Annotated in this window: 17 protein-coding genes; 7 read left to right on the plus strand and 10 right to left on the minus strand. The window is 40.4% G+C overall.

Annotated elements, in window-relative coordinates; translation table 11 throughout:
- The first annotated feature begins 11 nt into the window (after positions 1-11).
- Together rho and LXF01_RS13435 are read left to right on the plus strand one after the other, a co-directional pair.
- On the plus strand, positions 12-1280 hold the full coding sequence (gene rho, locus LXF01_RS13430) for a transcription termination factor Rho (protein WP_067731074.1): 1269 nt from the start codon (positions 12-14) through the stop codon (positions 1278-1280).
- Positions 1281-1693: 413 nt separating this feature from the next.
- Positions 1694-1954, plus strand: a complete 261-nt coding sequence (locus tag LXF01_RS13435) for a hypothetical protein (protein WP_180024388.1) — start codon at positions 1694-1696, stop codon at positions 1952-1954.
- Between the two features lie 291 nt (positions 1955-2245).
- On the opposite strand, the gene LXF01_RS13440 is transcribed toward LXF01_RS13435, so the two are convergent.
- The 3 genes from LXF01_RS13440 to pheS all read right to left on the minus strand — a co-directional run bounded on the left by LXF01_RS13440 (position 2246) and on the right by pheS (position 6029).
- Entirely contained in the window at positions 2246-2542 is a 297-nt protein-coding gene (locus LXF01_RS13440; protein ID WP_004783565.1) for an integration host factor subunit alpha, read from the minus strand.
- Entirely contained in the window at positions 2539-4920 is a 2382-nt protein-coding gene (gene pheT / locus LXF01_RS13445; RefSeq protein WP_233944534.1) for a phenylalanine--tRNA ligase subunit beta, read from the minus strand. Before pheT ends, LXF01_RS13440 begins: the two co-directional genes overlap by 4 nt.
- Positions 4921-5048: 128 nt before the next feature.
- A complete protein-coding gene (pheS, locus tag LXF01_RS13450; protein ID WP_180024390.1) occupies positions 5049-6029 on the minus strand; it encodes a phenylalanine--tRNA ligase subunit alpha in 981 nt (326 codons plus the stop codon).
- Positions 6030-6189: 160 nt separating this feature from the next.
- Between pheS and LXF01_RS13455 the strand changes: the two genes are divergently transcribed.
- On the plus strand, positions 6190-7218 hold the full coding sequence (locus LXF01_RS13455) for a hypothetical protein (RefSeq protein ID WP_233944535.1): 1029 nt from the start codon (positions 6190-6192) through the stop codon (positions 7216-7218).
- Between the two features lie 84 nt (positions 7219-7302).
- Here the strand turns inward: LXF01_RS13455 and LXF01_RS13460 are convergent, their stop codons facing one another.
- Both LXF01_RS13460 and LXF01_RS13465 read right to left on the minus strand, forming a co-directional pair.
- Positions 7303-7515 (minus strand): hypothetical protein, encoded by a 213-nt coding sequence (locus tag LXF01_RS13460; RefSeq protein WP_111884721.1) that lies wholly within the window; start codon positions 7513-7515, stop codon positions 7303-7305.
- 110 nt (positions 7516-7625) lie between these two features.
- On the minus strand, positions 7626-8177 hold the full coding sequence (locus LXF01_RS13465) for an adenylate kinase (RefSeq protein WP_233944536.1): 552 nt from the start codon (positions 8175-8177) through the stop codon (positions 7626-7628).
- Between the two features lie 573 nt (positions 8178-8750).
- Between LXF01_RS13465 and LXF01_RS13470 the strand changes: the two genes are divergently transcribed.
- Positions 8751-9893, plus strand: coding sequence for a hypothetical protein (locus tag LXF01_RS13470; RefSeq protein WP_233944537.1), 1143 nt, complete (start codon positions 8751-8753; stop codon positions 9891-9893).
- 78 nt (positions 9894-9971) lie between these two features.
- Here the strand turns inward: LXF01_RS13470 and rplT are convergent, their stop codons facing one another.
- Together rplT and rpmI are read right to left on the minus strand one after the other, a co-directional pair.
- The gene (gene rplT / locus LXF01_RS13475) at positions 9972-10331 is read right to left on the minus strand and encodes a 50S ribosomal protein L20 (protein WP_004647525.1); all 360 of its coding nucleotides are present in this window, start codon (positions 10329-10331) and stop codon (positions 9972-9974) included.
- A gap of 11 nt (positions 10332-10342) precedes the next feature.
- The gene (gene rpmI, locus LXF01_RS13480; protein WP_065994397.1) at positions 10343-10537 is read right to left on the minus strand and encodes a 50S ribosomal protein L35; all 195 of its coding nucleotides are present in this window, start codon (positions 10535-10537) and stop codon (positions 10343-10345) included.
- 223 nt (positions 10538-10760) lie between these two features.
- Here rpmI and LXF01_RS13485 point away from each other — a divergent pair, with 223 nt between their 5' ends.
- Both LXF01_RS13485 and LXF01_RS13490 read left to right on the plus strand, forming a co-directional pair.
- Positions 10761-12014, plus strand: a complete 1254-nt coding sequence (locus LXF01_RS13485) for an MFS transporter (protein ID WP_233945481.1) — start codon at positions 10761-10763, stop codon at positions 12012-12014.
- Between the two features lie 104 nt (positions 12015-12118).
- Entirely contained in the window at positions 12119-12853 is a 735-nt protein-coding gene (locus tag LXF01_RS13490; RefSeq protein WP_233944538.1) for an energy transducer TonB, read from the plus strand.
- A gap of 55 nt (positions 12854-12908) precedes the next feature.
- Here LXF01_RS13490 and LXF01_RS13495 read toward each other — a convergent pair whose 3' ends face one another.
- Together LXF01_RS13495 and LXF01_RS13500 are read right to left on the minus strand one after the other, a co-directional pair.
- A complete protein-coding gene (locus LXF01_RS13495) occupies positions 12909-13337 on the minus strand; it encodes a YqaA family protein (RefSeq protein ID WP_180093399.1) in 429 nt (142 codons plus the stop codon).
- Between the two features lie 12 nt (positions 13338-13349).
- Entirely contained in the window at positions 13350-13634 is a 285-nt protein-coding gene (locus LXF01_RS13500; protein ID WP_078192639.1) for a hypothetical protein, read from the minus strand.
- A 181-nt stretch (positions 13635-13815) separates the two neighbouring features.
- On the opposite strand from LXF01_RS13500, the gene LXF01_RS13505 reads away from it, so the two are divergent.
- Positions 13816-14229, plus strand: a complete 414-nt coding sequence (locus LXF01_RS13505) for an energy transducer TonB (RefSeq protein ID WP_180164420.1) — start codon at positions 13816-13818, stop codon at positions 14227-14229.
- A 29-nt stretch (positions 14230-14258) separates the two neighbouring features.
- Here LXF01_RS13505 and LXF01_RS13510 read toward each other — a convergent pair whose 3' ends face one another.
- Positions 14259-14876: a glutathione S-transferase N-terminal domain-containing protein gene (locus LXF01_RS13510; RefSeq protein WP_078192641.1), complete on the minus strand. Its 618-nt coding sequence runs from the start codon at positions 14874-14876 to the stop codon at positions 14259-14261.
- Between the last annotated feature and the right edge of the window lie 42 nt (positions 14877-14918).

Below are 14918 nucleotides of genomic sequence, written 5' to 3' on the forward strand. Positions count from 1 at the left end.
TCTGACCACCTATGAACTTAACCGAACTCAAGAAAAAACCGATTGGCGAACTCATCAAGATTGCCGAGTTTATGGGCCTCGAAGGAATGGCTCGTAACCGTAAGCAAGATATTATTTTTGCCATCTTAAAGCGCCACGCAATGAACGGCGAAGAGATTTTTGGTGATGGCGTTCTAGAAATTCTGTCGGACGGCTTTGGTTTCTTACGCTCTGCAGCGGGTTCTTACCTAGCCGGCCCTGACGATATCTATGTGAGCCCATCACAAATCCGTCGCTTCAACCTTCGTACTGGTGACACTATTACAGGTACGATTCGTCCACCTAAAGAAGGCGAACGTTACTTTGCATTATTAAAAGTTAATCAAATTAACTACGACACACCCGAAAACTCACGTAATAAGATTCTTTTCGAAAACTTAACACCTTTATTTCCAACCGAACAATTGGTAATGGAATTAGGTAATGGTACAACAGAAGACTTAACTGCGCGTGTGGTTGACTTGGTTGCTCCGATTGGTAAAGGTCAACGTTCAATTATCGTTGCACCGCCAAAAGCGGGTAAAACCATGTTGTTACAAAACATCGCTCAGTCGATTGTTCGTAACAATCCTGAATGTTTCTTGATTGTCCTTCTGATTGACGAACGTCCTGAAGAAGTAACAGAAATGGAACGTACTGTTCGTGGTGAAGTGGTTGCTTCAACATTCGATGAATCACCAGCTCGTCACGTTCAAGTTGCAGAGATGGTGATTGAAAAAGCGAAACGTCTTGTTGAACACAAAAAAGATGTAGTGATTTTGCTTGACTCAATTACTCGTTTAGCACGTGCTTACAACACTGTAATCCCTTCATCTGGTAAAGTTCTTACTGGTGGTGTGGATGCCCATGCTTTAGAACGTCCAAAACGTTTCTTCGGTGCAGCACGTAATATCGAAGAAGGTGGTTCACTGACGATTATCTCAACTGCGTTGATTGAAACTGGCAGTAAGATGGATGAAGTGATCTACGAAGAATTCAAAGGTACAGGTAACCAAGAAATTACCCTAGACCGTCGTATTGCTGAAAAACGTGTGTTCCCTGCGATGAACATCAAAAAATCAGGTACACGTCGTGAAGAGCGCCTAATGTCTGAAGATAACCTCCGTAAAGTTTGGATTTTACGTAAATTGCTTCATACACAAGACGAACTTGCAGCGATGGAATTCTTGCTTGATCGTATGAAAGAAACCAAAACCAATGATGATTTCTTCGATCAAATGAAACGTAAAGCATCCAACTAAGTTGAATGTTTGACTGAAAAGGCCATCTATAACGATGGCCTTTTTATTTGGTTGACTTTAGTTACACAAAGAAACATTTGATGGATTTCCATGTAAACTTATTTTCAAGCTTCTGATTATAAAAAATATATTTTAAAAAACCCTATTCTTTTTAGTAGTTTATTTGCTATTTCGCCAATATAAAACTTTCTCTTAATTGTTATTTTCTGTTAAAAAATGGCCATTTTTCACCTATTTTTCACGGTTTTTTCAAAGTCACTAGTAGCATTTCAAAATACTCAGTGATAGCATACACGCAGACCAGTTAGACTGCTCTATGCATTTTTAATACCTATTTAAATTAGGCATAATAAAAAGCACACAACAGACTAACGCAGGTTATTTTTTAATCTCATATTTTAGAGAGTGATGCCATGTTATTCAAAAAAATCGCTATTGCTGCTGCAGTTGCTACTACTTTAGCTTTCGTTGGTTGTGCTAAAAAAACTGAAGAAGCTGCTCCTGCAGCTGCTTCTGAAGCTGCTGCTTCTGAAGTAGTTGCTGCGTCTGACGCTGCTGCTGTTGAAGCTTCTGCTGCAACTGTTGCTGCTTCTGAAGCTACTGCTGCTGCTTCTGAAGCTACTGCTGCTGCTTCTGAAGCTACTGCTGCTGCTTCTCAAGCTGCTGCTCAATAATCTAACCGATTATTCAGTACAAAAAGAGAGCCCTTTGGCTCTCTTTTTTATCGCCTCAAACTTTAGACCCTAGTTAATAATAATAGCTAAAATTCAAAATACTAAGCCCATGCTTATTGAAAAATAAAAACTGACAATTTAGCTCAAAGAAAGCCACAATCAATCTCTACGACAACTCAACTCAACTCAACTCAACTATATCGTCTCACTTTAAAACGAATATTCTTCAACATGAATTGTGCGAAAGATGATGAGCACTGCGCCTCCTAAATCAAAGGAAAAAAAAGCAGATCAATTGATCTGCTCATTTCCAACACGTTGACGGAATTTTTGTCCCGCACGGAAGGTCACTACACGACGGGCAGAAATCGGAATTTCTTCACCCGTTTTCGGGTTACGGCCTGGGCGTTGACGTTTATCACGCAACTCGAAGTTACCGAAACCTGAGAGTTTAACTTGTTCCCCAGAGATTAGCGCTTGGCTAATCTCATCGAAGAATAACTCGACCATTTGTTTTGCTTCACGACGGTTTAAACTCGTGAGCTCACTTAAATGATCAGCCATTTCTGCTTTTGTTAATGCTGTCATGAAGCCCTCAATGTCGCCTGGTAAGTGTTTTCCAACACCTGAAGTATGTTATCCATACCGGTTTTGATTTCAGCATCTTCTAATGTACGTGTTGGATGTTGCCATTGAATTGCAAATGCCAATGAGCGCTTGCCTTCTTCGACACCTTGACCAGTGTACACATCGAATAACCAAACTGCGTCTAAAAGCTCACCGCCGGTTTTTTCGATAAGTTGCTGAATTTCACTAACATTAATCTTATCACTAATTAAAAGCGCAATATCACGTCGAACCGACGGAAAACGTGATAATTCTGTAAAATTAGATACATAAGTTTGCAAAACAGCCGATTGATCTAATTCAGCGACCCAAGTAGTCGCCAAATCCAACTCATCTTCTAAAGATGGGTGTAAACGACCAAAGTAACCAATTGATTGACCATTGACTAAGATTTCAGCAGATTGACCTGGATGTAACCACGTACGCTCTGAACGTACATATTCAACATTTAAACGTGCAGAATTTAAAATCTCCTCTACATCGCCTTTAAAGTCAAAGAAATCCATAGGCTGTGCTTTACCATGCCAAGATTCAGTCGTACGTGAACCTGTTGCAACTAGTGCAAAGGTTGGTATCTGTTTGAGATCATGAATGCTGTTCGCACCTTGATAATCAAAACGTAGACCAAGCTCATAGAAACGAACACGATTTTGCTGACGGTTCACGTTGTATTGCACACATGGGATCAAACTTGATAATAAGGTTGAACGCATCACTGCAAGGTCGCTAGAAATCGGGTTTGCAAGCGCTAGTGGTTGAACCTGTGGATTCAATTGTTTCTCTAGTTTCGCATCTGCAAAGCTAAAGCTAATCGCTTCTTGATAACCCAAAGCCACTGCAGTTTGACGTAACTGAACCAATTCAAATTGGTCTTGGTATTTCGCCAGTTTGACATCAATCACCGGCAAGCTGATTTGAATATTGTCGTAACCGTGAATACGTGCCACTTCTTCGATGAGGTCTTGATAAATCGCCATGTCAAAACGGTGTGATGGCGGTACAACTGTCCACTCACCTTCTGCTTTCACAGTGACATTGCAACCCAAACGCGTTAAAGCATCGGTAATAAATGCAGATTCAACTTTATAACCGAGGAGTTGATCGACTTGCACTTGGTTCAGTTCAATGGCTTCACGTTTTGGTAATAGCTCTACTTTTTCAGCAACAGTAATTGGACCAAACTCACCACCAGCTAAATCAGCGATAAGTTGAGAAGCACGGTGCATTGCCGTCATCGGCAATTCAAAGTCTACACCGCGTTCATAACGCTGAGATGCATCAGTATGCAAACCAAAACTACGTGCACGACCTGCGATATAGAGTTGATCAAAGAACGCCGACTCAAGGAAAATTTCAGTGGTATCATCAGAAACCGCTGAACTTAGGCCACCCATGATTCCTGCAATCGCCAAAGCTTTTTGATCATCCGCAATCACCATCACGTTTTCAGATAATTCAACTTCTTGTTCATTCAACAACGTTAATTTTTCTGCTGCTGTTGCTTGGCGCACACGAACAGAACCTTCAACTTTACCGCCATCGAATGCATGTAAAGGTTGACCCAATTCCATTAAAACGTAGTTGGTAATATCGACCAAAATACTGTGCTGACGAATGCCTGCACGAGCTAATGCACGCTCCATCCACTCAGGAGTTGGTGCTTTGGTATTAACGTTTTTGATCACTCGACCTAAATAGCGTGGGCAACCATCAGTTTCAACAACAACTTTCTTCTCATCAGTAATTGTTGCAGCAACTTCTTTAATTTCAGGGGCAGTCACAGGGAGTTGATTAATCACACCAATTTCACGTGCAATACCACGAATACTGAAACAGTCACCACGGTTTGGCGTGATGCTAATATCAATTACATTGTCATCAAGATCTAAATATTCACGAATATTTGTGCCTACAGGAGCATCTGCAGGAAGCTCCAATAGACCGTCGATTTTATCTTCAAGATCAATTTCAGACGCACCGCACAGCATGCCTTGTGATTCAACACCACGAAGCTTGCCTTTTTTAATTTTGAAATCGCCCGGAAGTACTGCACCAATGGTTGCTACAGGAGCTTTCATGCCTACACGTACGTTTGGAGCTCCACAAACGATTTGTAACGGCTCGCCTGAACCGATGTTTACAGTAGTGACACGTAAACGGTCAGCATCAGGATGTTGAACCACTGTTAAAACTTCACCGACTACTACACCAGTAAATGGTTTTGCAGCAGGAGATAAATCATCAACTTCTAAACCTAACATGGTCAGTTGGTCAGAAAGTGTATCGCTATCAATGGCTGGGTTAACCCATGTACGCAACCAATTTTCGCTAATTTTCATTGTATAAAAACCTATTAATTCTAAATTTCTAATCCCCTCTAGCGCCCCTTTAAAGAAAGAGGACGAACCCTAAGTCATGATGGACACCCTCTCCTTTTAGGAGAGGTTAGGGAGAGGTATAAAACTGTTTAAGCAAATTGGCGTAAGAAACGCACATCATTTTGGTAGAACATACGCAGGTCATTAATGCCATAACGCAACATGGCAAAACGCTCTACACCTAAACCGAAGGCAAAGCCTTTGTATTTTTCTGGGTCGATGCCAGCGGCTTGTAAAACGTTTGGATGCACCATACCGCAGCCCAAAACTTCCAACCATTTACCACGTTCATCCATGATATCCACTTCTGCACTTGGCTCTGTAAATGGGAAATAAGATGGACGGAAACGTACTTTCAAATCTTTTTCAAAGAATTCATTTAACAAGTTCACCAACAAACCTTTAAGTTCTGCAAAGCTGGTGTTTTCAGCCACATACAAACCTTCGATTTGATGGAACATTGGCGAATGCGTTTGGTCCGAGTCACAGCGATAAACACGACCAGGACACACAATACGGATTGGAGGCTGCTGAGTTTCCATCGTACGAATTTGCACGCCTGAGGTATGCGTACGAAGTAAATGATTCGCATCAAAATAGAAAGTGTCGTGCATCGCACGTGCAGGGTGATGACCCGGAATGTTCAATGCTTCAAAGTTGTGATAATCATCTTCAACTTCTGGACCGGTCGCAACAGTAAAGCCAGCTTTGGTAAAGAATTGGCAAATACGTTCTTGAACTTGAGTCACAGGGTGAATACTACCCACCGTTTGACCACGTCCGGGTAAAGTAATATCAATCGTTTCGCTAGCAAGCTTTTGTTCTAATGCAGCTTTTTGTAATTCAGCTTGACGAGCAGTCAGTGCGCCAGTAATCGATTCACGAACGGCATGAATTTGAGCACCAAAAACTTTACGTTCTTCTGGGTCCATTTTACCGAGCGACTTCGATTGTTCCGCGAGCTGGCTTTTCTTCCCTGTAAATTGCACTCGCACTTGGTCGAGTGTAGCAAGGTCCTCTGCTGCTGCAATCGCAGCGAGCGCTTCAGTGGTCAGGGCTTCCAGTGACATAGTAACTCTCAAAAGCAACAATTTAAAAAAATAATATAAACCCCTTATTCTAACAGTTTTTAGCCGTTATGATGAAGCGCATTCACAAGTTAAAATTGCATTAGCATCAAGTTTTAAAAAAAGTATAAGATAAACACAATATCAATAGGATCCAATCTTTATGGCACTCGATCCAATCTGGAAACAACAGCTCACACTCGTCACTTATGGCAATGAATTTCTCAACCAAGGTTTGAGTTTTCAACGTTGGTTGAATCACCACATTTTTGATCAGCACAGTTTCCATTTTCGTGATTTGCTATCACAGCATTTATTGGCTCAACATTTCCAAATTTGGCTAGAAGGCTTAAAAAAACAAGGGGTACAACGCTTAAGTTTACATAGCTCCAGCTTGCTGAATGATGAACAAAATCCGAATGCTAACGTTGAACTTCTTCCCTTTGCCCATTTTATTGTAAGCCACGAAAAAAATAAAAAGCAGGCATGGATTTTTGGTAAAGAACTTGCCGAGTGGTATAACGCAGAAAATGACTATGAAGCACCGGCATCCCAACAACTGCAAATTCGTCGAGAAACCTTTTGGCGCTATGAGCTGAACCATAAACTCATTAAACGCATCGAAGCGGATATGCAGTTACCAAGATGGGATGATATTCATAACTTCACTGAAGCAGAATTATTTTTACAAAAACCTGCGGAAGGTTTTATTGAGCCGGAGGTGTTGGGCACACCTTATTATGGTACGCAGCCTGATCCGAGCAGCGAATCGAATGAATCTACAAAACTTGCACTCTTGCCAACGGATGCACAAGCAGATTTCGCACATGATAGCTTACATCGCTTAGATGCACTAAACCGCCACATTCAGTCTAAAATTCAACATCCCTATCACGCAGATGGCAGCATCTATACACCTGAAGAACAGTTAAATTTGCGCCATTTTGCTCAAAAAACTGAAGATTTAACGGCTAAATTTATCGTAAAAGTCGCCAATCACTATAAAACTGCACGTTTAACTCCTGTAGTCGAAAGCTCTCCTCTGGATGGATTTAAAACTGAGGATAGAAAATCAAATCCTCAGCATGCACACCCGGCTAACTCGCCTCATAAACCCGGTGCAGGAGGAGTGATTACCTTAGTTATTATTACGGTAGTGATTTGCTTATTGGCTTATTACTTCGGACTTTAACTGTATAAATGTGATCAACACTAAAAAGCCCTTCTCATGGAAGGGCTTTTTTATGACCATGCTTATGTATGAAAGACCTCAAAATTATGAGGTCGTTAAATAATTAAACGGACGAATTTCTAATCGAACGCGATGCTGATCGGCATGTTGATTAATATAATGACTGACAGAGACTACTTCCCCCTCAAGCTCTGCGTCTGCACCATACATGATTTTGACCGCCTCACCTTTGCGGGGAATCATTTCGAGCTCTACAGTAATGCTACCTTGACCCATACCAACTATTTCAGCCAACATTTTATTTTCCTTTTGTTCTTTTCTATCCATACATTAGGCATGTCGCAAAGCGCGGTATAAAGATTATTTCTGTAACTTAACTGCACTTTTTATTGATAAAACATCAAAACTTAAACATCAAAAACATAAGAGTCCAATTGTTCTAAAAATACATCAACTGCATTTGCAGACTTTAAACGAATCCATTGAATATGTTGATATTCAGGTGCATTCATCATCTGTAGATATTTTTCACGATTCTTTTTATGGGTCTTAATCATCCACCAGACAATGGAATCTCGACCCAACATCCGCCACAAACTTTCCTGATTATTTGAATCTGGCCAAAGATCTTGTTTGGACTTAGCCCGAGAAATTGCGCGCTTTACAGAGCGGTATAAATTGACTGGAAACGGAAGGTCTAACCATATCACCGTATCTATTTCAGACCATTTAACAGGAATCGTTCGAGTATAGTTGCCATCAATAACATAACCATTTTTCGCTTTAGCAATTTCAGCTCCGATACGTGCAAAAAAGATTTCGTCAGGACACTCCTGCCAATCATCTAGCCAAAATAGATTATCCAGTTCTATATAATTTAGTCCTAATTTGTCCGCCAAAGCTCTGGAAAAGGTTGATTTTCCAGTGGCCGATGTACCGACTACATTTATTCTTTTCATTGTCATGATGATCTACTTGAGTCTGGTGAATCTACTTCAAGATAACAGCATTGGATCTGTAGGTTAACTTTTATTCTTCACGATAATCCAAAAGATCTGCATCGATATTGATAAAGTCAGGTTCAATTGCGGTATAAAAACACACTTTTCACAGCCTATATTGATCCAATAATTTTTCAGTTGGTATTTATCCATTCATTTATGGCCGTCCCCCTATCTGCACGCCTTATAAAAAAAACAGATTCTAGCTGTCCCCAGATGAATGAATTAATTCTGCCCGCAATTATGATGAACATGCGCAATATAAATACCTTCCCGTTCTGAGCGAAAAGCGCCGTGTGCATGTGCGGGCCTTCAACTGAGCATTAAACAAACCGGCCAGGCAACAAGATCGATGCTAAACATTGAAATCCCGACATAATACGCACAAACCGTGGCTCGGGGCGCAGCACCTACCTAGCCTATTCATTTTCAGATATAATTTAACGCTAAGCATCGATCAAATATTCAAAATTTAAATATAGTAACCAAACACTTAAATATAAAATTTCAACATAATTATTATGAGACTTTATGAAAACAGAATTTGACATTTATGCTAGAAAACCGCTGATTTCATGGCCAACAATTTTAATGCTTATTTTACTAGGCATTGCGATGGTCTTTATTATACCTTTTTTCAAATGGTTTAGAGATCAAGCTCAACCGCTTAACGTCAGCATAGTGATTGAATACCTGCAATTCACCCTAAAAAATTTCCCGATTTACAAGCTGCAAGCCGATCATGCCCAGCTGATCCTGCTCTACATCGTATCTATAATTGTCATTGATTACTTAAAAACGCAGATTAAACTGGTCATTACGCCTGATAAAATTTATTACCGCTTGTGGAAAATACCTCTCAGCACATTCATTCAGCGGCAGGAGGTAGAATACTGTCAATTTGCCATTCTTGGTATAAAACGCCCAAAACGAATCTCATGGCTGCAACGTCCCATTTATCAGACTGCCAACAAAGAAAATCCACAGCTTTTATTCTTCCCCCTTAAAAATGTTCAATCTCAATTGCACCTTGCATGCTTAAGTGAACATGAAAAAGGGCAGCTGATTCAAATACTCAAACAATATTATAATTTTCAGGATGAGATTGCGGCGCTGACGCTTTCTCAAGAAGATCTGCAAAATTTAATTCTGCAAACCAAGATCAGCCCGCGGATCGCCTACCTGCTTATCGGCAGCGTTCCTATTGGTATTTTGGGCTTATATTTAAACGCGCAAGCGCAGTTCTTTTATATTTCTAATTATCCGGTTTTGCTGTGTTTGGCCATTATTTTTCTGCTGATTTTCATTCCAAGCGTATTGTGGATACAAAAAGATATTCCCAAAATGGCGTTTACAGGAAGCGTGCTGTCCAGTACATTTTTAACGCTGAGCCTGAGCTTTTTTCTAATGCCGGTATTGCATAGTTATTATGCTTTGCATTTTGGCACTCATAAAATGACCGATGCGCAATTACTCTCAATGGATGCAGATGGTCAGAAATGGTTGTTATTAGACAACCAGCAAACTTTTCATATTTTACCCAAAACACCTTTCTACAACACGCACTTTAAAATAAATGCAATTTATGAATTTCCCATTTATTATCATTGGCATAACTATCATTTTCAGCACCTAGACCTTGCTTATGTCCAGCTTAAAACAAAAACCGATTAATATTGGTTAAGCTTACATAAGAATTTAAAGCCCAAAAAAAAGACCGCTAAAAGCGGTCCCTTTTTAAGTCATAAAGACTTATGCAGCTAATGCATCTTTAGCTTTAGAAGCTAAAGCAGCAAACGCAACTGCGTCATGCATAGCGATGTCAGCAAGTACGCGACGGTCGATAATCACTTGAGCTTTTTTCAAGCCAGCGATCATACGGCTGTACGACAAACCATTTTGACGAGCACCAGCATTAATACGCGCAATCCATAGAGCACGGAATTGACGTTTCTTTTGACGACGGTCACGGTAAGCATATTGACCTGCTTTGATTACTGCTTGGAACGCTACGCGATATACGCGTGAACGAGCGCCGTAGTAACCTTTAGCACGAGCAAGAATTTTTTTATGACGGCGATGAGCCTGTACACCACGTTTAACACGAGCCATTTATAATCTCCTTAGATGTATGGGCACATACGGCGAACTGAAGCAACGTCACTTACGTGAACCATTACACAGCCGCGTAATTGACGGATACGCTTAGCAGATTTTTTGGTCAAAATGTGTCGTTTGAACGCTTGGTGACGTTTAAAACCGTTTGCAGTTGGCTTGAAGCGTTTAGCTGCACCACGGCGAGTTTTCATCTTAGGCATAAGAACCTCTTTTGAACACCTGTTCGGCACGTCTGCACCATTGCAAAGACGCCCTGCAGGTAAGGGAGCGAGTATTCTAAAGCATCTTTGCTCAAAACAAAAGCGAATCTTTCTACCGAATATCGAACTTAATTAATTTTCTAATATAGATTTTCCGATGATTTTATAAGCGATACCCAATAAGGCTTATATAATGTCGGCACGCCAACTATTAATGTCCATTATGAAACCTGCACAGGATGCTTTTGCAGCCCTACGTTATCGGGATTTCTCGATTGTTACGCTTAATCAATTTTGTCTGACCTTAGCCATTTTGATTCAAGAAATTATTGTTGCTTACTCACTGTATCAAATCACTAAAGACCCGCTAACACTGGGCTTAATTGGTTTAGCCGAAGCAATTCCTTTTATTGCTCTCTCTTTGTGGGGAGGATACTTTGCAGATCGTTTCAATAAACAGACCATTATGAAAATTTGTCTGTTTTTTTCTGTACCGATGCCACTGATTCTTTGGGGGTTATTTCACCAATATGGTCTCGGCCAAATTGATGTCACCCAACTGTCTTGGGGTATTTATGCGGTCATTTTTGGGCTTGGAACGATCCGTGGTTTCTATAATCCCTCGGCAACGTCGCTTAAACCTTTTTTAATCCCGCGGGAGCTCTATGCCAATGGTGCAACATGGACAACGATTGGTTGGCAAAGTGGGGTGATTATTGGGCCAATGCTTGGCGGTTTTATGTTGGCATTTTTAGGCCGTGAAACCAGCTTACTCAGTGTTGCGGCGCTACTAACGGTCTGCTTCGTTCTCATTAACCTACTCAATAAACGCAGTTTTCCTAAAATTGAATCTGACAATTTAAAAGATAGTTTAAGTGAAGGTTTTCGATTTATCTGGAAGACCAAAATTGTCCTTTGGGCGATTTCACTCGATTTAGTTTCTGTGCTTTTTGGTGGCGTGATTGCCCTCTTACCGATTTTTGCCGAAGATATTTTAAAAGTGGGGCCTGAAGGTTTAGGCTACTTACGGGCAGCACCATCCATTGGCGCCCTGATCACCATGATTGCATTGACCAAATTCCCTCCAACTCATCATGCATGGCGTAATATGTTATTGGCTGTAGCGGGTTTTGGTGTATTTACCATTTTATTCGCATTTTCAAGCCATCTTTGGTTATCACTCTTTGCACTGGCAATGACTGGTGCATGTGACAGTGTTTCTGTCGTCGTGCGTCAAACGATTTTACAGCTCTACCCACCGGAAAATATGCGTGGGCGTGTTGCCGCGGTCAATGGCATGTTTGTTTCTAGCAGTAATGAACTTGGAGCTTTTGAATCGGGACTTGCAGCAAAATACATGGGCACGATCATGGCGACACTTTTTGGTGGTTGTATGACCATGGCTGTTGTTGCAATCAGCTGGGCAAAAACCCGTGACTTGTTTGGGATCGACATTACCCATCAGTCAAAAAAATAATGGCATATTTTCCATTTAAACCTTGCCAGTATTTCCAATACAGGAAATACTGCGCAGCAATATCGACGCATTCATCACTCACTTTGTGATCTTAGAATAGACTTATGAAACAATATCTGTGCTTAACCCTTTTGGCCTGCGCTCCATTTTCTACAGCGTTTAGTGCTTCAACCAAAACCCATCAACTTCCGGCACAGAATATTGAAGTTGCTCCTGCGCATTTAACCACGCGTTTAAATTGGTCGGTTTTTCCAAAACCGGTATATGCCAATGAAGACCTCAAGCAACGTGACCGCGCGGCCATTATTCGTGTTACAGCAAATGCAAAAGGCACCATTACCGATGCAAGTGTTGAAGAAAGTACAGGGGTCGATCAACTCGACCGAATCTTAATTGCTGCTGTCAAAAAAGCTAAAGTCAAACCACATTTAGAAAATGGTGAATCCAAAGCCATTATTGGCTATCAAGCGTTTAATTTGAGAGTTAAAGGCAATATGCCTGAATGTGATTTCAACTTTGATTCAAAAGTTTGGAATGCACAGAGTGCAGATAAGAAAACGCCATTCCAATATGTATCTCAACCAAAATTAGATCTCACTAGTCATGAGTTGAAACAGCACGATCGTAAAGTCAAATTTAACTTTAAAGTGGACAAACACGGACAAGTGAAAAAGGTGAAGATCAAGCAAGGCTCTGGCATTTATGCACTCGATCAGAAAGTCGTTGAAGCATTGAGAAATAGTCAGATCTCGGTTAAACGTACTGCGAGCACCCTTTGGATCTACAAAAAGTCGAACTTTAAAGATGAAATTCAGTTTCAAGTAAATGGCTGTAAATAAGTAATAGATTCAACATTTCAAACAGGGATTGAATGTTTCAATGCCCTGTTTTATCTCAGAAGAAACCTAAAAATATAAGATAAATACAGAGATAACGCCCGGTTTTCGCTACGGTCACCATGAACACAAAGCGCCAGAAGTTTTCTTTCATTAAACCCGCAATTAAAGTAATAGGGTCTCCAATAATCGGCAGCCAACTCAGTAGCAAAGACCAATAACCATATTTGTGATAAATACCCTGTGCCTGCTGCATTTTCAGCTCTGACACGGGAAACCATGTTTTATTTTTATAATGTTCTACTTTTAAACCGAGCCACCAATTCACACAAGAACCGAGAATATTACCAATACTGGCCACCACAATCAGCAGCCATGGATTATGTTGACTATAGCTCAACAAGCCGAGCAATACGGCTTCGGACTGTAAAGGAAGTAAGGTCGCAGCCCCAAATGCCGCGAAGAATAAAACTAAAAACGACCACATCGAAACGAATGCTTAGAGACCTAATTTTTTCTTCGACTTCAAATATTCAAAATTTGACCAAAGCACTGCTGCAACAATTACAACGATTCTCGACCATTTATATTGTGAAGAAATCGGTTCAATCGCAGCTCGCATCAAGTTTTGATCTTTGGTATGTAAATCTGCAAGAATATTTTGAACATGCACAATTTCAGCGACAAATAGCACTAAGCAGCCTGCAATACCAAAAATAATACTCCAATAGATTCTTGGGTTATTTTCAACAATACGGGTAAAATTTAAGAAAAAGTCTTTCATCGCAAAATCGTCCAACTAAGCCGTCAACAACGCGTTCTTTTCGGCAGCGCCGCATTCTAACACAGCGTTAGAATTTTCTTCCGTCCTATCTAAAATCTTAAGGTGAGTCTTTCCGCACTTTACTTTTATACATGAGACTTCTAATCTGCCACGCAAATATTGAATAATTTTAACTCACTTTATGAAAAAAATTCTTTGCTTAAGTTTTATCGTGTTATTACAAATTTTGACCGCTTTATATGCACAAAGTCCTTCTGAAGTTGCCAAACAACACGTGATTACACAAGATCAAATGATTTGGCAAAAGCGACCTATCTTTAACTTCAACAATGACGATCTGGGCAATCAAAATCGTGACCTTAGTTTTAAATTGTATGTTTTAGCCACCGGCGAAGTTCAAAAAGCTGAATTAATCAAAAGCTCTGGACTTACACACATTGATAAGCGGGTTGAGCAGTCACTTTTACGTGCCAAGTTCAAACCTTATATCGAAAATGGTGTAGCCTACCCCTTTGTTGCCCTACAGCCCTTCTCACTCAAGACCCTGAAAGAAAACCAAAGACCTTGGTGGAAAAAGCTTCTATTCATTTCATAAAAAAAAGAGCATGTTTCCATGCTCTTTTTTTAAACCTGTATTGCTAAGGCTTTTTGTACCGCTGGACGGGCCGTCAGTCGATCAATATAGTCTTTCACGTATGGATAATCTTCCAGCTGAATTTGCTGCCATTCATGACGCAGTGCCCAAGGCAGAATAGCCATATCTGCAATCGAATACTCTCCAGCCACAAATTTTTGACCAATCAACTGATGGTTCAAAACTTTATATAAGCGTTTAGATTCATTTACATAACGTTCAGTTGCATACGGAATACGTTCAGGTGCAAAACGACTAAAATGATGATTTTGTCCTAACATGGGCCCAAAACCACCCATTTGCCACATCAACCATTGTTCAACTTCAACGCGCTCAAACTCATCTTCTGGATAAAACAAACCTGTTTTACGTCCAAGATATTGCAGAATCGCACCAGACTCAAAAACTGAAATTGACTCTCCTCGTGGGCCATTCTGATCCACGATTGCAGGAATTTTATTGTTCGGAGAAATTCTCAAAAAGTCTGGCTGAAATTGATCATTTTCCAAGATATTAATCGGAAAAATTTGGTATTCCAAACCCATTTCTTCTAAAGCGATGGTAATTTTATGTCCATTGGGTGTACCCCAATAGTAGAGATCAATCATCTATATTCCTTTTTAATTTTCAGTAAGGCAATCTCATTTTGC

Origin of the sequence: Acinetobacter sp. SH20PTE14 (genome assembly GCF_021391555.1) — a bacterium.
GTDB lineage: Bacteria > Pseudomonadota > Gammaproteobacteria > Pseudomonadales > Moraxellaceae > Acinetobacter > Acinetobacter amyesii.